This is a genomic window from Thalassospira lucentensis (genome assembly GCF_032921865.1).
In the GTDB taxonomy this organism is placed as follows: Bacteria; Pseudomonadota; Alphaproteobacteria; order Rhodospirillales; family Thalassospiraceae; genus Thalassospira; species Thalassospira lucentensis_A.
This window is the reverse complement of sequence record NZ_CP136684.1, coordinates 2517086-2536666: the sequence shown is the minus strand read 5'-3', so window position 1 is coordinate 2536666 and position 19581 is coordinate 2517086. Positions and strand designations below refer to the sequence as shown.

Genomic DNA, 19581 nt, shown 5'->3' with positions numbered 1-19581 from the left:
GGTAACAATCGATCCGGAGCAGTCGAACGTGGGCGGTTTATTGCAAACGCTTAAAGGTCTTGGACCGACACGCCTGATGGCCATTAGTGGCGTCGGGGTGTTGCTGCTTGTGTTTTTTGCATTCCTTATTCTGCGTGTCTCGGCACCGAATATGGAATTGCTATATCGCGATCTTAATCCTGCGGACGCCAGCCAGATCGTCAACCGGCTAGAAGAACAGCAGGTTTCCTACCAGCTTTTGAATAACGGCACCGAAATTCTGGTCCCGGCCGATCAGGTCAACCGCATGCGCCTGTCGATGGCCGAAAGCGGTTTGCCGACAGGTGGTTCCGTCGGCTATGAAGTTTTCGACAATGGCAGCGGCCTTGGCGCGACCAGCTTTGAGCAGAACATCAACCATGTCCGCGCGCTTGAGGGCGAGTTGGCGCGTACCATCACGGCCATACAGTCCGTCCAGCAGGCGCGTGTTCATCTTGTGTTGCCCAAACGCCAGATGTTCTCGCGTGAAACACAGGAAGCAAGCGCATCCATCGCCGTTAAAATGGCTGGCGGAGAATTGAAACCCGAACAGGTCATTGCCATCCAGCATCTTGTTGCAGCGGCGGTGCCCCAACTGACCCCAAGCAAGGTTTCGATCATTGATGAACGCGGTCGCCTTCTGGCTCGCGGTCAGGGCGAAGAGCAATCATCAACCTTCCTGACCCAGACCGCCGATGAAATGCGCATCCGCAACGAAACGCGCCTGCGCAATACGATCGAAGATCTTCTGTCGCGTTCCCTTGGTTATGGCGAAGTCCGTGCCGAAGTTTCGGTTGAAATGGATTTCAACAAGGTCACAACGGCGGATGAACGGTTTAACCCGGACGAACGGGTTGTACGCTCCAGCCAGACGATCGACGAAAATTCCACCAACAGCGAAACCGAGGGTACCGACCCGGTAACGCTGCAAAACAATCTGCCGGACGCCAACTTCGACGCCGGACAGGGAGCAGGCACCAGCAGCCAGGAAACCCGGTCCGAGGAAACCGTCAATTACGAGATTTCCAAAACCACCACGACAAAGGTCAAGGAAATTGGCGAAATTTCCCGAGTGACCGTTGCGGTTCTGGTTGATGGGACCTACACCACAGATGAGAACGGTGAACGGCTTTATCAGGAACGTTCCCCGGAGGATCTGGAGAAGATCGCGGCTCTTGTTCGCAGTGCAATCGGCTATGACCCTGCACGCAGCGATCAGGTCGAAGTGATCAATATGAGATTTGCCGACACGGCAGACCTGTTCCCGGATGAAGATGTCGAAACGTTCCTTGGTCTCGACAAAGCCGAAATCTTCCGTATCGCCGAGATGCTGGTCCTTGCCATCGTTGCGATTCTGGTCATCCTTCTGGTGGTTCGCCCGCTTCTGACCCGTGCCTTCGAAACACTGCCAAGTGCCGCCGATATGGCACAGCGTCAGCTGCTGGCCGAGGACATGACGGCAGAAGGCACCCCTGCCCTGACAGGACCATCACCGGTTCCGATAGCACCGGGCATGGAAGATGGCGAAGAACTGATCAACCTGTCGCAGGTCGAAGGTCGTGTGAAAGCCTCCTCGGTCAAGAAGATCGGCGAGATTGTCGAGAAGCACCCGGAAGAGGCTCTGTCGATCATTCGCAACTGGCTTTATCAGGAAACCTGATTTGCCTGACGATCCAATCATGGGCAGGGTGGCGTAAGGCCACCGGCCCGCTTGTCGCCCAAACCAAACCAGCGGTTCGATATGACGGCCATTGAAAAATTCAAATTCTCGCTCAGTTTCGATGATGCCGATAACGTCATTCGTTCGTCCGGTTCGGATGATGAACATTATTCTCTGGGCAAAAAGAAAAAGGAGGAGGAGGCCCCGCCCCCTCCTCCGGCAATTTACACCGAAGAACAAGCCGCCCAGATGGTAGCCGAAGCTGAGGCCGCGGCCCGCGAAGCCGCCGATGCCGAAGGCTTCGCCCGCGGCATTGAACAGGGACATGCTGAAATTCGGTCATCCCTTGAACAGGCGATGGCAGATACTTCGGCACGTCTTGCCGAGACCCTTGCCCGGATTGACGAACAGCAAAAACGCGCCAACGCCCGCATCAACGAGGACGCCATTCATGTTGCTATCGGCGTGATGCGCAAAATTGCGCCGGCCTGGTCGAAACAGTTCGAACTCACCGAAATCGAAAGCATCGTACGTCAATGTCTGGCAAACCTGTTTGACGCGCCCAAGGTGATTGTTCAGGTCCATCCCGATATCAGCGACATGGTTTCGGAAAGTGTTGAAAAAATCGCGCAGTCGCGGGGGTTCTCGGGCAAGGTCGGTGTGGTTGGCGAACCCGATATCGATCTTGGTGATTGCCATGTTTCATGGGGCGACGGAACAGCGGTTCGCGATACCAAACGCATCTGGGCCGAAATCAACGATATCGTGGAGCGCGCCCTTCAAGGCCATGGCGAGGAGTATGAGCTCGACGGCAGCGATATGGGCGATCCTGTCATACAAGACACCAGTCTGGCCGACCTGCCGCCCAAACAGCCCCCGGCAAGGTCCGAGGTACCGGCTTCCGATCCGGAACCGGCACCTGGAAACCGGCTTGACGCCGAGGGAACAGGATCACACGACACACCTGTATCGACCGGTCAGACCGAAGAAGGTCATGGCACAGAACGGGTTAATATGCCAACATCCCCGCAGGATGATGCGTCGCACATAGAAATCGGGATCAACGATAAAGATGATCAGCTACAACAGGATGGGGACCCGTTGCAGCCGGATCACAAACCCGATGTCGAAAACGAAACAAAAGTCGATGTGACGCAGGAAGCTCAAGGACCAGGAGACGAAAATGGCCGATGATGACGATCTTGAACTCTCGGAACTCGACAATGACGATATCGAGCTAGAGGGCGAAGGCACCGAACTTCTGGCCGCCGCCGAGATCGGCAGCGATGCCATGAAGACCTCCAAGGATCTCGAAGCGGTTTATGATATTCCCGTTCAGGTTTCGGCAGTCCTTGGAAAAGCAACCATGCAGGTGAGCCAGTTGCTAAAACTGGGGCGTGGTGCCGTCGTAGAGCTTGACCGCAAGGTTGGGGAAGCTATTGATATTTATGTAAACAACCGTCTGGTCGCACGCGGCGAAGTGGTGGTTGTCGAAGACCGTCTGGGGGTAACCATGACGGAAATCATCAAGTCCGAGAAAAACTAGTCTTTTGAGAGGATGAGCGGGTATGGCGGACGGGGGGACTAAAACGTCGTTTGATATCGCGACGGTTGCGGGGTTGGCTATCGGCTTCGCACTTGTGATTGCGGCGATCGTATTGGGGGGATCGCCCGGGGCATTTATCGATATTCCGTCCGTTCTGATCGTGATCGGCGGGACGGCTGCGATTACCGCTGTCTGTTTTGCTTTGGGCGAATTTCTTGGCGCCGGCAAAGTCCTGATGCGCACGATTTTTCACAGATCGCGCAACCCGGCCGATGCCGCCCTACAGATTTTGCAACTGGCTGAAATTGCGCGTAAAGGCGGGGTTCTGTCGCTTCAGGGCCATCTTGATAGCCTGCAAAGCGAAGAATATCTCTGGAAGGGTCTGTCACTTGTTGTCGACGGCACGCCCCCCGAAGAAGTCGAAGCCATCATGCGCAAGGACATGAACGCCACCATCGGACGCCACCAGAAAGGTGCAAACATCATGAAAAAGGCTGGCGATATCGCGCCGGCCATGGGCCTGATCGGGACGCTGATCGGTCTGGTGCAGATGCTCGGCAACCTTGATGACCCGTCTTCGATCGGCCCGTCCATGGCGGTTGCGCTTCTGACGACTTTCTATGGTGCGGTTCTGGCAAACATGGTGTTTATGCCGCTTGCGGCCAAACTCGAACGCAACTCGGGCGAAGAAGAACTTTTGAATTCGGTCTATATGGTGGGGGCCGTCTCCATCGGGCGACAGGAAAACCCCCGTCGTCTGGAAATGCTGATCAACTCCATCCTGCCCCCGTCAAAACGGGTCAGCTATTTCGATTGATCGGTGAAAGCCGCCAATTGAAATTGCCATTGGGAACGAAGCGGAAAGAGATGAGACTATGCAGGTATTGATCGTTGGTGGACTGGGCGGTCAGATCGGCGCAGCCAGCAAGATCGCGATGGCACGCGGCGCAACAGTCCAGTTGGCCGAAAGTGTCACGACATCGCTGAATATCCTGCGCGCAGGCAACCGTATTGATCTGGTCATGGCCGACATCACCCTTGATGTCGCCGCCCTGATTGAGGCAATGCACCGTGAACGCATCAATGTTCCGGTGGTGGCCTGCGGTATCGGAAATGACGTCAATGGTGCGGTCAATGCGATCAAGGCTGGTGCACAGGAATTCATCCCGCTGCCACCCGAAGCCGATCTGATTGCCGCCATCCTCGAAGCCGTTACCGAAGAAAGCCATGCCCTGATCCATCGCGATGCCCGCATGGCCGAAACCCTGCGTCTTGCCGAACAGGTCGCCAAAAGCAGCGCATCCATCCTGATCACAGGCGAAAGCGGAACCGGCAAGGAAATCATCTCGCGCTTCGTACATCGAAAATCCAACCGCGCCGATAAACCGTTCGTCGCGGTCAACTGTGCGGCCATTCCCGATAACCTTCTGGAATCCGAATTATTCGGCCATGAAAAAGGTGCCTTTACCGGCGCACAGGCCCGGCGTATCGGCAAGTTCGAAGAAGCCAATAACGGTACCCTTTTGCTTGATGAAATCAGCGAAATGGATGTCCGCCTTCAGGCAAAACTGTTGCGCGCCATTCAGGAAAAGGAAATCGACCGTTTGGGCGGTAAAAGCCCGGTCAAGGTCGATGTCCGTATTCTGGCAACCTCGAACCGCAATCTTGAGGCCGAAGTCAATGCCGGCAATTTCCGCGAGGATTTGTATTTCCGACTGAACGTCGTCAATCTTGATATTCCCTCGCTGCGCGAGCGGCCCGACGATATTCCGGTTCTGGCGGAATTCTTTGTGAAAAAATATTCCGAAGCCAATGACGTGCCGATCCGACCGATCAGCCCGCTGGCAATCGCACGTTTGCGCAGCCACCATTGGCGCGGCAACGTTCGAGAACTGGAAAACACCATGCATCGCGCGGTCCTGATTGCCGGTCCAACCGAAATCGGCCCCGAAGCCATCATGCTTTCCGGCGCGGGTAGCAGCGAACCGGGCTGGCAATCAGCTCCGACACCCGAAGCAGCGCCCGCGCAGACATCTGCACCTGCCCCGGCCCAACCGGCACCAAGTGCCCCGTCACGCGCAAGTTCGGCCTATGCAAATGCCAACGCAGCTTATGGTGGTGCCGCCTATCGTCCGGTTCCGCCTGCGCCGCAGCCTCATCATCACGAAGATTACGCATCGCCCTGCCCGGCTGAGCCTGTCGATCATGATGTCGGTTCCACAGATCAAACCTACGGAGACTCTTCGGTAACCGCGGCACTGGTCGGCCGAACTGTTGCCGATGTCGAACGCGATCTGATTATTGATACACTGAAACATTGCTTTGGTAACCGCACCCATGCGGCCAACATTCTGGGCATTTCGATCCGCACGCTACGCAACAAACTGCGTCAGTATACCGACGAAGGCCTTGCCGTGCCGCAACCCGGTAATGGCCAGGACTGAATATTACAAAACGACCGGTGCACCCCATATCAGAACTAAGGGATGCATTCCCGGGATCGAACAACATAGGGTAACCAACAGGCAACATGGCCGACGGTCGAGACATCACACCGGCAGGATCTGACGGATCGGAAGGATCGGGTGGCGCAGGCGGCCTGAACATGGCCGGTATCCAGTCGCGCGTCCGCTCGGCCTTGAGACGTGGCGACATCGCCATGGCGCTTGGCTTCATCCTGATCCTTGTGGTCATGATGTTCCCGATGCCGCCCTGGCTGCTCGATTTTCTGCTGGCATTGTCGATCAGCTTCTCCGTGCTGATTCTGATGACATCCCTGTTCATTCAGAAGCCGCTTGAATTCAACTCTTTCCCGATGATCCTGCTGGTGGCGACGTCGCTGCGGCTGGCATTGAACATCGCCACCACGCGTCTGATTCTGGGCCATGGCCACGAAGGCACCCATGCTGCCGGTGCCGTGATCGAGGCATTCGGCAGTTTCCTGATCTCGGGCAATTTCGTGATCGGGATTATTGTTTTTGCCATCCTCGTGATCATCAACTTTGTCGTTATCACCAAGGGTTCGGGACGTATTGCCGAGGTCGCGGCACGCTTTACCCTTGATGCTATGCCCGGCAAACAGATGGCAATTGACGCCGATCTGTCATCGGGGCTGATCAACGAGGCGCAGGCAAAGGCACGCCGCAAGGAACTGGAAGACGAAAGCTCTTTCTTCGGTTCCATGGATGGTGCATCCAAATTTGTCCGCGGCGATGCGGTTGCCGGTATCCTGATCACCTTCATCAACGTGATCGGTGGTATCATCATCGGTACCGCCCAGATGGGCCTGTCATTGGCCGAGGCCACCGAAACCTATACCATCCTGACCGTTGGTGACGGTCTGGTATCCCAGATTCCCGCCCTGATCGTGTCGACGGCTGCGGGCCTTCTGGTCACCAAGGGTGGCCTTGACGGCGCAACCGAAAAGGCCGTTTTCGGACAGGTCAGCAATTACCCCGCCGCCCTTGGTGTTGCGGCCGCAATGATGGCGGGCATGTCGCTTTTGCCCGGCATTCCGATGGTCTGGTTCCTTGGTCTGGCGATCGTGCTCGGATATCTGGCATGGCATCTTGGCAAAAAGCAGAAAGAAGCCGCTGCCAACGCCCAGATGGAAGAAGCCCAGACCGCAGCCGACGCCGCAGGCCCGCCACCCGAAGAACCGATCGCCAATGCGCTTCGCATGGATTATGTGCGGCTTGAACTGGGATACGGCCTACTGTCACTGATTAGTACCGAACGTGGCCAGAAGCTGACTGATCAGATCAAGGCACTACGCCGTCAGTTGGCGACCGATATGGGCTTTGTCATGCCCAGCGTGCGCATTCAGGATAATATGCAGCTGCCCGCCAATACCTATGTGCTGCGCGTCAAGGAAATCGAGGCCGGCCGTGGCGACCTTCGCCCCAACATGCTGCTGGTCATGGACCCGCGCGGCGAGGAAATCACCCTTGCCGGTGAAAAGACCATGGAACCGACCTTCAACCTGCCGGCCATGTGGATCGAACAGGGCATGAAAGAAGAGGCCATGTTCCGCGGCTATACCGTTGTGGACCCGCAAACCGTGATCACCACCCACATTACCGAGGTGATCAAGGACCATATGCCCGAACTGCTGTCCTATGCCGAAACACAGAAGCTTCTGGACGAACTCGACGACGACCAGAAAAAGCTGGTCGAGGATATCGTGCCGGGTCAGGTCTCCGTTGGTGGGGTTCAGCGCGTTCTGCAAAACCTTCTGACCGAACGCATATCGATCCGCGATCTGCCGACCATCCTCGAAGGGATTGCGGAATCAACCGCCTTTACCCGCAATCCGACCTTCATGACCGAACATGTGCGGTCCCGTCTGGCGCGCCAATTGTCGGATGTGAATACCAACCATGATGGCGTCATCCCGCTTGTGACCCTGTCACCCCAGTGGGAGCAGATCTTTGCCGAAAGTCTGGTTGGTTCTGGCGAGGAAAAGCAACTGTCGATACCACCAAGCCAGCTTCAGGAATTCATCAACAAGGTGCGTACCACGTTCGAGCGGCTAGGCATGATGGGCGAAAGTCCGGTTCTGCTGACAAGCCCGGGTATTCGTCCCTATGTCCGATCCATTGTCGAACGGTTCCGGCCAACCACGGTTGTGATGTCACAGAACGAAATCCATCCCAAGGCTCAACTTAAAACCATGGGGCAAATATGATGATCCGTTGCGAGGGGACAGCATATGCGCCTTAAGACCTTCAGCGCCCCGACCATGACCGAGGCGATGGCACTGGTCAAAGAGCATATGGGATCGGATGCCATTATCGTGTCGACACAGGATATCCCGGGCACGGGTGTTCGCCTTACCGCGGCCCTTGACCGCGACCCCGATCTTGATTTCGATATTGTCGATGCGGGCCCGCCGGGCCATCAGGAACTGCTTGATCACGCCGAAAAGGCCCTGCTGCGCCATAATCTGCCTGAACGACTGCGACTGCGTTTGACCGATCTTATGGGCCGTGAAAGCGGTGCCACCAATGCCCAGCAGCTTCTGGCATCCGCCCTTGACGAGATTTTCGATTTTTCACCCCTGCCGGAAAAAAACACACCGCGCGCTCTTGCCTTTGTCGGGCCTCCCGGTTGTGGCAAAACATTGGCCGTTGCCAAAACCGCTGCACGTGCCGTGATGAAAAAACGCAAGGTTGCGGTACTGACCACCGATTACAAACGCGCGGGTGGTGTCGCACAGCTTGAGGCCTTCACGCGTATTCTGAACATCAATCTGTCACTGGTCAGAACCCCCGAAGAATTCAAATCGCAATTTTCCCGCATGCGGGATGCCGATATGGTTCTGGTCGACACGGCAAGCTGCAATCCCTATGTCGATGCCGACATAAAGGCTTTGGGCGATTTCATGACTGCCGTTCCCAGCGAACCCGTGCTGGTCAATCCCGCGGGGGTCGACGCCGATGAATGTGCCGATATCGCCAGTGCCTTTGCCGATTGCGGTGTTTCGCGCATGGTGATTTCCAGACTGGATGTTGCATCGCGCCTTGGCGGCGCGCTATACGGTGCGGATTCAGGAAATCTTTCCCTTTGCAATGTCAGTATGACCGCACAGGTTGCAGACGGACTGACCGCGATCAGCCCCGTCGCTCTGGCCAAACTTCTGATACCGTCCCATCGCGCCGAGAACGCGAAACCGAGTTTCTCCGAGGTCGTGAAATGACTGCCAAGTCTGATGAAGTATCCAAAACTGCTCCGCGTGCCAAAGGCCGCAACGTCCTTGCCATTGCATCGGGCAAGGGGGGCGTGGGCAAGACCTGGTTTGCCATTACCCTGACCCATTCGCTGGTGCGCGAAGGCAAAAAGGCCCTTTTGTTTGACGGTGACCTTGGCCTTGCCAACATTGATATCCAGCTTGGCCTGATGCCCAAACATGATTTGGGCGGCGTGATTTCCGGCCGGATCGGCCTGCGCGAAGCTGTAACTCCGTTCCCTGACGGCGGCTTTGATATCATTGCGGGGCGCAGCGGATCGGGCAGTCTTGCCAATCTGCCGGTCACCCGCCTTCAGGCCCTTTCCGACGATCTGATCCAGACCGGCAAAAGCTATGACAAGGTGCTGATTGATCTCGGCGCAGGCGTTGATCAGGGCGTGCGCCAGATGACCAGCCTTGCCAACACGGTCATTGTCATTACCAACGGTGACCCGACGTCGCTGACCGATGCCTATGCCTTTATCAAGGTCACCCATATGGCCCGGCCCAAAACCGATATCCGTGTGGTGGTGAATATGGCCAAGGACCGCAAGGAAGGCGAGGCGATCTATAACAAGCTTCTCAAAGCCTGCGAAGGTTTCCTGAAGATCAGTCCGCCGCTTTTGGGCGTTGTACGTGCTGATCCACGTGTTTCGGAATGCATTCGTTCACAAACCCCGCTTCTGATGCGCCATCCCAATTGTGATGCCGCCCAAGACATGGAAGCGATCACGCAAAAACTGCTGGAGGGCTGATGCCATGACACTCCCGCCTCAGGCCATAACACCCGGTACCGCAGTCGGCGGTCAGGGTGGTTCGGCGGCAGGTGGGACAGGCACGCCACCGGCACAGGTCAGTGCCGCGCAACAGGTCGCCAATGCCATTGCCAAACTGCCGGTCGAAAGCCTGCTTCAGGCGTCGGTCCAATCACGTTCGGGCAATGAATTGACTCTTCTGACCAGTCTGGGTCAGGTGAACATAAAGCTGCCGACACCAATTCCAGCCAATCTTGGTGACTTCCTGTGGGTTCGTATCATACCCCAGGCGCAGCAGGGAAGCGATCCAGCAGCATCCCTTCGTCTTCAGGTTCTGCCGCAAACACTGACACCGGGGGCAACCGGAACTGGCAGCGGTTTGCCAACTGCGGGCATCAACAGCAATCCGCTGATCCCCGGTCAAACCTTTGGCGCCATCACAACAAGCAGCCTGACGCTGCCCAATGGCAGCCAGTTGCCTGCCGGAAGCCAGACACAGGTTATCTTTGTCGGACAAGGTGCCGTCAGCGCCGGGAAAGCCGCCCAGATTGCAAATATGACTTCCGCGGGAACAACCGGCACCCCCCCGACGATTGCTACCGGTGGTACTTTGACAGGGCCTTCGACAGCGGGTCTTGCCGGTCAGGTCGTTGCAGGCGGGTCTGGGGGCACGGCCCCGACACCGCTGGTTCTGACAGGGACTGTTCTGCCCCCTGACAGCGCCGAAGCCCGCATGTTACCAAATGGCTTTACTGCCCTTCGTACATCTGCTGGTGTCGTAGGAATCAGATTGCCGGTTCCAGCGCCCGTTGGTGCGACCCTTTCATTCAGCATTGATGCCAGCACCACGACCGGACGCAGCCCCCAAATCTCCCAAATGACCGAGGCGGAATTGATTGCACGCGGCCAGAATGCCGCCTTGTCGCGTGACTGGAGCAGCCTGCAGCAGGCCGTTACGGCACTGGCACAACATGATCCCGGTGCGGCAGCAGCCCTGTTAAACAGCATCCCGCAGGCCGGACCGAAACTGACCACCACCATGATGTTCTTTTTCGCGGCCATGACCGGCCCTGGTGGCACCGCACGCGGCTGGATGGGGGACCGTGCCAGCAACAGCCTGTCATCAATCGACGGCCGCGGCAGTGATATCCTCAAAAAGCTTGAAGGTGATTTTGCCACCCTGCGCGGTATGGCCGCCGATGAACGCCCCGATGGCTGGCGTGTGATGCCGATGCCGTTTCAGATGGGCGAACGGATCGAACAGGTGCGCCTTGCGTGGCGACATGGCGACGGTGAAAACGAAAAGGGCGAAAAGGAAGAACCCGGTACGCGTTTCCTGCTTGATCTGTCTTTTAGCGAGGTGGGCCACACCCAGCTTGACGGTCTGGTCAAAGGCGAAGACAGCAAGTTCGATTTGATCGTGCGCACTGAAAATCCGCTGCAATCGAATAATCGTGACGACATCCGCGGTATCTTCCGCGAGGCATTGCAGATTTCCGGCTATAAGGGCCACCTGATTTTTCAGGATGGTAGCCGCTTCGTCGAAATCGCCCCACCGGCCAACGAACCCAAGCCGGGTTCCCATCACGGGATCGAAGCATAAGCTTTTCGGCTATGCCGGGATATGTCCTTGAAATGAAGCCTTTTCGTTCCTGCCGGGCAGGAGTAATCTTGAATATTCATCTGAATAATCACAGGTCGCGCCGATGCTGGAAATATTTGAACGTCGAAACCTGTTGCTGACCGAACATAATCCGGGGGCGCAGCTTGACTATGTCGTGACGTTACAAAGCGAGCTGACCGGATGCGAAACCGTTTTTCCAGCACGCATGACGCTGCGTTATGTTCCTGACCGGCTGATCCTCAGACCGGATTGTCTGACGGCATACTTTGCCGAAATCGCCCGTATTCCGTTCGACAATTTCGAAACAGCCGCCGTGCTTCTGATGGAAGATTTCAACAATGAGATCATTCCGCGCTGGATCAATTTGCGCCTTGATAAACAAAAGGCCGACAATGCCAGCGTCCAGCACCACGAAGCCGCACTCGAAGACCGCCAGCCGAAATGGCATAATCCGCGCCTGCTCGACCGGCTGGAACGCTACTGATCAGCGGAAAGGTGTTCCGTGCACCCATTGGGTCAGGGAATAACGCAGGCCCGCGGTGGTCGGTGCCACCCGGTGCAAAACGAAGCTCGGGAAAAAGATCGCCGTGCCACGTTCCATCGGCGCATCAAAAACATGCCCCGCCGGGTTTAGCTGCAACAAACCGCCTTCATACTGGTTGGGTTCGGATAGCTGGATCACCATGGTCAGTTTGCGACGGCGTGCAATATCGGATGCGCCAACGTCGCTGTGCCAGTCATAATGGCCGCGCTGATCCCCGGCATAGCAGGCGATCTGTGCGTCTTCGGCAAACTCCGACAGAGAAAAATCAAACACATTGCGGTTGACGTCCGCGACCATGTCGATAATGCGCCGCATCACGACCGGTTCCTGCGTTTCGTTGAACCAGGTGATCTGTGAGCGGCGGATATGACTTGCCGATTGTCCCTGAACAAGGCCGCCGTCATCAAGCTCGGTCGAAAATCCGTCAATCAACCGGTCGCAGGTTGCGGTATCGAGCGCATCCGGAACGATTGCATACATTTTTTCTGGAAACATTCACGACATTCTCCGATGCCGCATGGGCCTTTTGATTTTGTATCCCGGACCCAAGACAATTCTTTGCGGTGGGTTTCTCTTAGGACCAAACGCCCGGATTGACCAGCGTGAAAATCATGCAGAAACCGCCTGCATGCTATACCGGATTCACGATCCTGCCACCCGCCGCAGCCCCGTCCTCGGGATCATGGGTGACCATAAGGGTCGGCAGACCGCGCAAACGTGCCTGATCAAAAACAAAGGTTCTGATCTGGTCGCGCAATTCGGTATCGAGCTTTGAAAACGGTTCATCAAGCAAAAGCGCATCGGGTTCGGACAACAGCACCCGCATCAAGGCCACGCGCGCACGTTGGCCCCCGGATAATGTCGCAGGATCACGGTCGGTAAAGCCACCAAGCCCGGCACTTTCAAGTGCTTCATCAATCCGTTGCCTGCGTTCGTCGCGCCCGCGGATGGTTGACGGCAGGGCAAATGCCAGATTACCCCCAACCGATAAATGCGGAAACAGAAGGTCATCCTGAAACAGAATACCGACATGACGATCCTGTGGTGCCAAACCATCCAGCGACATTCCGTTCAACACGACCTGCCCGCCAACCTCAAACCCGGCGGCACGGCCCGATGGCAATGTTCCACAAATATGCGCAAGCAGGCTGGACTTCCCCGAACCGCTTGGCCCCATAAGCGTCACGATCTCGCCCGGTTTGATCACGATATCAATATCAACCAGCCCCCGCCCATTCAGGCGAATGGAAACCCGGCGCAATTCAAGTCCGCTGGATGTGGTGCTATCGGGGTTGAGGATTCTGCTCATATGCCAACTATCCCCTGTTATGGTCGGCCATGCCGCGCCGCTGACGGAACACAACAGCCGGGATCAGAAGAGCCAGAGCAAAACCGGCAAAAGGCAAGATCATCTGCAAAAGCCCGTAAATCCCGATCATCCTCCGGTCTCCGCCCGACGCCAGTGCAACCGCCTCGGTCGTTACCGTGGCAAACCGCCCCGCTCCGATCAAAAGGGTTGGCAGATATTGCCCGACACTGACCGCAAGACCGACCGCACAAGCCGTCAGAACCGCACGGGTCAGCAAAGGCAACCGGACCCGCCAGAACACCCGTGCCGGTGATGCTCCAAGGCAAAGGGCCGTTTGTCCATATCGCGGATCAAGGGCGCGAAACGGATCGGCAAGTGATAGAAAAACATAGGGCAGCACAAAAATTAAGTGAACGATCACGACAGAAATCAACGTACGTTCCAGCCCGATACCAGTGAAAAACACCTGAAGCCCGAACATGAAGCTGATCTGCGGCATCAAAAGCGGCAGATAAATCAATAACATCGCCCCCTGCCCCGGTTTTTGGAACCGGCGAGTTTCGTTTTCAAGACATCCAAGAACAAGTGCAATCGCAACCATCACCGATAAGACTGCAATCACAAGTGTCGTCCACAGTATCGCGCCCAGCATGTCGTATTCCCGCATCCAGAGACGCAGACTGAAACTGCGTGACAGGAATTCCGGAAACGACCAGTATCCGGCAAAGCTCCAGACCAGAAGACTTGCCAGCCCAAGGAACACGGCCCCTGCCGAGAGGATAGCCGCACCCGCAGCAAAACGGCGAAGGGTTCCATCCCGTCGTCCGCGCATCCCGCCTTCGGCCCAGAAACACCCCCAAAATCCGGCCAGCTTTTCCCCTCCCCACCAGATCCCAATCGCCATAAGCACAAGGATCAACTGCAACATCGCCCCGGCAGAGGCCAGAAAACGATGCGACAGGTCCGGGTCGGACAACCAGCCCAGAATACGTACCGCCAGAGGGGCCGGTGTCGTTGGGCCAAGGATCATCGCGACATCAACAACAGAGGTTGAATAAGCCAGCACCGCCAATACCGGCAAACGGATTTGCGGATAGATCCGCGGCAACACGGCTTTCAGCCAGCCGACCACACGACCATAGCCAAACGTCAGAACCACCTGACGGGTCCGGTCTGCATCTGCCTGCGGCAAGGCGGCAAGTGTCATCAACAACAGAAACGGAATTTCCTTGGCAACCAGCCCGGCAATAAGGGCAATTCCCATCGGGTCATGCAAGGTCACGATATCAGGCGGTCGATCCCATCCGGCAAACGGTGCCACCGCCCGAACAATCCAGCCGCTTGGTGCAATCAGAAATGCCAAACCAAAAGCCGCAGCAGCATGTGGCACGGACAAGATTGGTGACAATAACCGCTGCATCACCGCAAAAATCCGCGTGCCCTGCCACGCCGCACAGAACAGCATGACAAGTGAAAACGAGATCAGGGTGGCAACAAGTCCGTTCACAAGCGATAGCCGCACAGAAATCGCCAATCCGGGCTGACGTAACAAATCACGCCAAGGATCAATCGATATTCCGTCACCGCCAAGCGCCGGAAGATACCCGAATGCAGGCAACATCGTTCCGATCAGCCCGGCGCAAACCGGACCGATCATCAGAATAAGGGTGAAAGCCGGAAAAAACCTCAGCATGTATGTCTATTCGGCCACGCCATAACGTTTCTGCCATTCGGTTTCAACCAGTTCCATCCAGCTTGGATGCGGTTCCGGCAAAACCGTCCCACGTTCGGAAGGAGACAGCGACGCGATGCCGAGATCAAGATCGGCAAAGGCCTTTTGCATATCCGCAGGAAGTTTATCCATCGCCAGTACCGTATCGGCCCCCCAATATTGCGGATCCTGTTTACGCAACTGGGCTTCGGGCGACATCAGAAAATCGGCCAGTACAACCGCCCCTGCCTTGGCAGATGCGTTATAGGGAATGGCAACGAAGTTGGTATTGCCAAGCGTGCCGTTGTCAAACACATAGGACCGGACTGTATCGGGCAGCTCCATCGCCTCGATCGCAGATGACACTTCGCCGGAACTGAACGAAAACGCGATATCGATCTCGTTATCGGCCATCATCGTGCGCAATGACGCGCCGTTTTGCGGGTAGGCTTGTCCATTGCGCCACAATAGCGGCTGCAAATCTTCAAGATATCCCCAAAGTGGTGCCAATACCTTTTCGGCATCTACCTGATTTGCAGGCTGTTGCAGAACTTTGGGGTCTTCAACCAGTTCGGTCAGGATTTGTTTCAGGAAGGTCGAACCCATATAGTTTGGCGGCTGAGGATAGGTAAAGCGCCCCGGATGTTTAACCAACCATTCCAGAAGTTCCTGTGCTGATTTGGGCACGCTATCAAGGCGTGCGGTGTCATAATAGAAACTGACCTGCGCCATGCCCCACGGCGCTTCAAGACCCATGGTCGGTATCGTGAAATCATTGATGACGGTTGGCTTGCCTTCGACATCGACATAGGCAAAATTCGGCGTCTGTTCCGCCCATGGACCGAACAAAAGATCATTGCGCTTCATGGCGGCGAAGTTTTCACCGTTCAGCCAGATCATATCGACCGCCCCGCCATCATCAACGCCAGCCGTCTTTTCCGAAAGCACCTTTGCCACCGCATCAGCGGTGTCGGAAAGTTTTACCTGTACGACATTTACGCCATAACGTTCCTGCACCTGCGCACCAGCCCATGCGATGTAATCATTGATACGCGGCTCCCCACCCCAGGCATGCCAGTAAACCGTTTGGCCGCGCGCCTGATCCAGAACCGATTGCCAGTTGCCGATATCGGGTGCCGGGTCGGCCTTGGCAGGGATGGTAACCGCTGCTGTCGCGAGACCGGCGACAATGCTCAGACCGGCAAGAAAAACGCGCATCTTGGAAATCCTTGTTACTGGATGGGCCACAAATAACAGCCGATTGAAACAATCGGGCGTCATCCGCGTTACCTGTTTGTTTTTGTTGCCATCATTTTTCCAATCTTGGCAGACTAAAATCAATTCACGCTTGCGTTAGATGGCTGGTGATTACACCTTATCGGTGCTGCGGAAATCGCGGTCAGGAACACAGAAACGGGAACAGATCATGTTTGAATGGGTCACGGATCCGCATATGTGGATGGGGCTTGCCACCCTGACCGCGCTCGAAATCGTGCTGGGCATCGATAATATTGTTTTCCTGTCGGTGATCGTATCCAAACTCCCGCAAAATCAGCAGAAATCGGCACGCCGTATCGGCCTGATCGGGGCGATGGGCATGCGGCTTGTGCTTCTGGCCTGTATCGCATGGGTGATGGAACTGACTGCCCCGATGTTTTCCGCCTTCGGGCAGGAAGTCAGTGGCCGGGATCTTATTCTGATTGTCGGCGGGTTGTTCCTGATTGCCAAGGCGTCCAAGGAAATTCATCACACAATCGACGAACCCGAAGAACACGGACCGGGCAAGATCATGTCGGGCTTTGCGATGACCATAGCCCAGATCATGCTGCTTGATATCATCTTCTCGCTCGACAGTGTGATTACCGCCGTTGGACTGGTCGATCATATATCGATCATGATGATCGCGGTTGTTCTGTCGGTTCTCGTCATGCTGGCTGCGGCCAAAACAATTGGCGATTTTGTTGAGAAACACCCATCGGTCAAAATGCTGGCACTGGCCTTCCTGATCCTGGTCGGATTTGTCCTGCTGCTGGACGGTGTCGAAATCCATGTCCCCAAAGGTTACATCTATTTCGCGATGGCATTCAGCCTTGGGGTAGAAACGCTGAACCTGATCAATCAGAAGCGTAAACGCAAAGCCAAAGAGCTCGGAGCCACCAAATGAAACAGGTCGCACCTCCTTCGTGCCTGAAAAATGCATTCGACAAGCATGGCCTTGATCATATCAAGGTGCTGGAATTTCCCGATGGCACAAGATCAGCTGCGGATGCCGCATCGGCAATCGGCTGCGATATCAGTGATATCGGAAAATCACTGGTGTTCATGACCGAACGCCACAAACCAATCCTGATCATCATGAACGGTGCCGATCAGGTCGATGAAAAACGCGTTGCCGGACTGATCGGCGGCCTTTCGATCCGTAAGGCGACGGCAGACGATGTCCGCACCTCGACCGGCTATGCCATTGGCGGCGTGCCGCCCTTTGGCCATGTCGGACCAGTCGAAACCCTGATTGATGAAAAACTGCTGTCGAAAAAAACGATCTGGCTGGCGGCAGGAACACCCAAGACGGTCTTTGCCATGCCCCCGGACGAACTCCGCCGGGTAACCGGCGTTGAAACAGGTGTTTCGATCTCGGCCTGACCCAACTTAAATCAGGCCATCATCACGGGTGGCGGAACGTGCACCGATTTCATCAAGTTCGGCCTGTTCCTTGCGGTCTTCTTCCGCACGCTCCGCCTCGACGCGGTTGCGTTCGGCAATTTCGGCGGTTTTCACGGCCTTGAATGCATCGGCGACCTCGTCACGGAACGCGTCAATTTTGACTTCCTGATCGGATATCCGTTTGACCAGTGCCGCGCGCTCGGCAATGACAGCACTGGCAAAAGATCCATAGGCGAAACCGGCAAGTTCGGGGTTTTCGGCCGCCACCTTCTGCTCTTCGACCACCGCTTTTTCCAGTGCATTCTTTTCCGCCAGAAGATTATTCAGCACACCCTGCATCTCGCCAAGTTCACGGCGTTTGTCATCCAGGGCCCATTTGCGCATACGTATCAGGGTTTTGAAATCCTTGGCCATCGCTGTCAGTTATCCGAAATATCGCTGGCACCGCATTTCAGCATGATCATGATCTCATTGCTGATCACGCCGAAGCGCACGCTTCGCTGCATTCAGATCATTCCCCGCATTTGCGGCGGTTGAACGACTGTTAACTTGGGGCCGAAGACGATTGCGTTCCATGACGGTTGCGCCTTGCGGATTGGCTGCCGGTTGACCAGCCCCATCAGGGGCTTCCTGCTGGGCAGGTGCCAGATCAAGACGACGTGCCAATTCAGCATAACCGTCGGCCAGACGGGTGCATTCGGTTTTGCGCTGCTTCAGGAATTCCTCGATCAGCGGGAAGTAATGGATTGCCTCGTCCACCTTCGGGTCCGTCCCCAGACGATAGGCCCCCAGACGGATCAGTTCGGCCATGTCCTCATATGTCGCCAGCAACTGGCGAGCACGCGAAACGATCTGGTTTTCATGCTCGTTATTGCAGCCCGGCATGGTACGCGACACACTGCGTAAAATATTGATGGCCGGATATCGTCCCTGTTCGGCAATTGCGCGATCCAGCACAACGTGCCCGTCAAGAATACCGCGCACCGCATCGGAAATCGGTTCGTTATGATCATCGCCATCGACCAGCACGGTAAAGAGGCCAGTGACCGATCCCTGCCCCGGCCCGCCCGGCCCGGCACGTTCCAAAAGACGCGGCAATTCGGCAAATACCGTCGGTGTATAGCCCTTTGACGCAGGCGGCTCGCCCACCGACAGGCTGATTTCACGCTGGGCCATGGCAAAACGGGTTACAGAATCCATCATGCACAGGACATCGCGCCCAGTATCACGGAAAAACTCCGACAGTGCCATCGTCATGTAGGCTGCCTGACGACGCATCAGCGGCGGTTCGTCCGATGTGGCAACGACGACGACGGAACGGCGGAGACCTTCTTCGCCCAGATCGTCTTCGATGAATTCGCGTGCTTCGCGGCCACGTTCGCCAATCAGACCGACGACCGATACATCGGATGTCGTGTGGCGGGTCATCATCGACAGCAAGCTGGATTTACCCACACCCGACCCGGCGAAAATCCCCATACGTTGCCCCCGGCAACAGGTCAGGAAGGTGTTCATCGCGCGCACACCCAGATCGATCTTTCCGGCAACACGCTGGCGCGAATGGGCGGATGGCGGTGCATTGCGGATCGGATAGGGTATTGGACCTTCGGTCAGAGGACCCTTGCCGTCGACCGGTTGCCCGAATGCGTTGACCACACGCCCAAGCCAGCTTTCATCGGGATAGACCTGTGGCTGGGTGTCGGCCAGTTCGACCTCGCAACCGATACCGATGCCGTCAAGCATCCCGAACGGCATCAAAAGAGCGCGTTCATTCCGGAAACCGACAACCTCGCAAATGACGGCCTCGCCATCCCGGCGTTTGACCTTGCAACGATCCCCAACCGATAGTGCGCCTTCGACCCCGCCAATCTCGACCAGCAGCCCCAAAACAGCCGTAACCCGCCCAACAATCCTGTAATCGGGAATGCGGCGAAGTTCGGCGATGATGTTTCGGCCAATCTGAAACACGTTTGCACTTTTCTGTCTGACGGGTGTCGATACGTGATGCGATCCGGAATTTTA

General features: G+C 56.3%; 18 protein-coding genes. 12 read left to right on the top strand and 6 right to left on the bottom strand.

Annotation, left to right across the window (positions count from 1 at the left end; genetic code table 11):
* Positions 1–28: 28 nt before the first annotated feature.
* From fliF to R1T41_RS12245, 10 genes are all read left to right on the top strand, one after another.
* Positions 29–1678: a flagellar basal-body MS-ring/collar protein FliF gene (gene fliF, locus R1T41_RS12290; protein ID WP_317337279.1), complete on the top strand. Its 1650-nt coding sequence runs from the start codon at positions 29–31 to the stop codon at positions 1676–1678.
* An 81-nt stretch (positions 1679–1759) separates the two neighbouring features.
* A complete protein-coding gene (locus tag R1T41_RS12285; RefSeq protein ID WP_317337278.1) occupies positions 1760–2872 on the top strand; it encodes a FliH/SctL family protein in 1113 nt (370 codons plus the stop codon).
* Positions 2862–3224: a flagellar motor switch protein FliN gene (gene fliN / locus R1T41_RS12280; RefSeq protein WP_007091338.1), complete on the top strand. Its 363-nt coding sequence runs from the start codon at positions 2862–2864 to the stop codon at positions 3222–3224. The genes R1T41_RS12285 and fliN overlap by 11 nt, the downstream gene beginning before the upstream one ends.
* A gap of 22 nt (positions 3225–3246) precedes the next feature.
* Positions 3247–4041, top strand: coding sequence for a motility protein A (locus R1T41_RS12275; protein WP_062952907.1), 795 nt, complete (start codon positions 3247–3249; stop codon positions 4039–4041).
* A 58-nt stretch (positions 4042–4099) separates the two neighbouring features.
* Entirely contained in the window at positions 4100–5668 is a 1569-nt protein-coding gene (locus tag R1T41_RS12270; RefSeq protein ID WP_317337277.1) for a sigma-54 dependent transcriptional regulator, read from the top strand.
* A gap of 86 nt (positions 5669–5754) precedes the next feature.
* Positions 5755–7911, top strand: coding sequence for a flagellar biosynthesis protein FlhA (gene flhA / locus R1T41_RS12265; protein WP_062959886.1), 2157 nt, complete (start codon positions 5755–5757; stop codon positions 7909–7911).
* A 24-nt stretch (positions 7912–7935) separates the two neighbouring features.
* Positions 7936–8922: a GTP-binding protein gene (locus R1T41_RS12260; RefSeq protein ID WP_062952910.1), complete on the top strand. Its 987-nt coding sequence runs from the start codon at positions 7936–7938 to the stop codon at positions 8920–8922.
* The gene (locus tag R1T41_RS12255) at positions 8919–9707 is read left to right on the top strand and encodes a MinD/ParA family protein (protein ID WP_062952911.1); all 789 of its coding nucleotides are present in this window, start codon (positions 8919–8921) and stop codon (positions 9705–9707) included. The genes R1T41_RS12260 and R1T41_RS12255 overlap by 4 nt, the downstream gene beginning before the upstream one ends.
* 4 nt (positions 9708–9711) lie before the next feature.
* Positions 9712–11310 (top strand): hypothetical protein, encoded by a 1599-nt coding sequence (locus R1T41_RS12250; protein WP_317337274.1) that lies wholly within the window; start codon positions 9712–9714, stop codon positions 11308–11310.
* 103 nt (positions 11311–11413) lie between these two features.
* Positions 11414–11815: a hypothetical protein gene (locus R1T41_RS12245; protein WP_097051037.1), complete on the top strand. Its 402-nt coding sequence runs from the start codon at positions 11414–11416 to the stop codon at positions 11813–11815.
* On the opposite strand, the gene R1T41_RS12240 is transcribed toward R1T41_RS12245, so the two are convergent.
* From R1T41_RS12240 to R1T41_RS12225, 4 genes are all read right to left on the bottom strand, one after another.
* Positions 11816–12370, bottom strand: coding sequence for a 2OG-Fe(II) oxygenase (locus R1T41_RS12240; RefSeq protein ID WP_317337273.1), 555 nt, complete (start codon positions 12368–12370; stop codon positions 11816–11818).
* Positions 12371–12506: 136 nt separating this feature from the next.
* Positions 12507–13184 carry an ATP-binding cassette domain-containing protein gene (locus R1T41_RS12235; RefSeq protein WP_317337272.1) on the bottom strand — a complete coding sequence of 226 codons (678 nt, stop codon included), beginning with the start codon at positions 13182–13184 and terminating at the stop codon, positions 12507–12509.
* Between the two features lie 7 nt (positions 13185–13191).
* Positions 13192–14877, bottom strand: coding sequence for an ABC transporter permease (locus R1T41_RS12230; RefSeq protein ID WP_317337271.1), 1686 nt, complete (start codon positions 14875–14877; stop codon positions 13192–13194).
* 6 nt (positions 14878–14883) lie between these two features.
* Positions 14884–16113, bottom strand: a complete 1230-nt coding sequence (locus R1T41_RS12225) for an ABC transporter substrate-binding protein (protein ID WP_317337270.1) — start codon at positions 16111–16113, stop codon at positions 14884–14886.
* Positions 16114–16321: 208 nt separating this feature from the next.
* On the opposite strand from R1T41_RS12225, the gene R1T41_RS12220 reads away from it, so the two are divergent.
* Together R1T41_RS12220 and R1T41_RS12215 are read left to right on the top strand one after the other, a co-directional pair.
* Entirely contained in the window at positions 16322–17059 is a 738-nt protein-coding gene (locus tag R1T41_RS12220; protein WP_062952918.1) for a TerC family protein, read from the top strand.
* On the top strand, positions 17056–17538 hold the full coding sequence (locus R1T41_RS12215; RefSeq protein WP_317337268.1) for a YbaK/EbsC family protein: 483 nt from the start codon (positions 17056–17058) through the stop codon (positions 17536–17538). Before R1T41_RS12220 ends, R1T41_RS12215 begins: the two co-directional genes overlap by 4 nt.
* Before the next feature lie 6 nt (positions 17539–17544).
* Here the strand turns inward: R1T41_RS12215 and R1T41_RS12210 are convergent, their stop codons facing one another.
* The gene (locus tag R1T41_RS12210; RefSeq protein WP_317337266.1) at positions 17545–17973 is read right to left on the bottom strand and encodes a flagellar FliJ family protein; all 429 of its coding nucleotides are present in this window, start codon (positions 17971–17973) and stop codon (positions 17545–17547) included.
* 54 nt (positions 17974–18027) lie between these two features.
* Positions 18028–19527 carry a flagellar protein export ATPase FliI gene (gene fliI, locus R1T41_RS12205; protein WP_317337265.1) on the bottom strand — a complete coding sequence of 500 codons (1500 nt, stop codon included), beginning with the start codon at positions 19525–19527 and terminating at the stop codon, positions 18028–18030.
* Between the last annotated feature and the right edge of the window lie 54 nt (positions 19528–19581).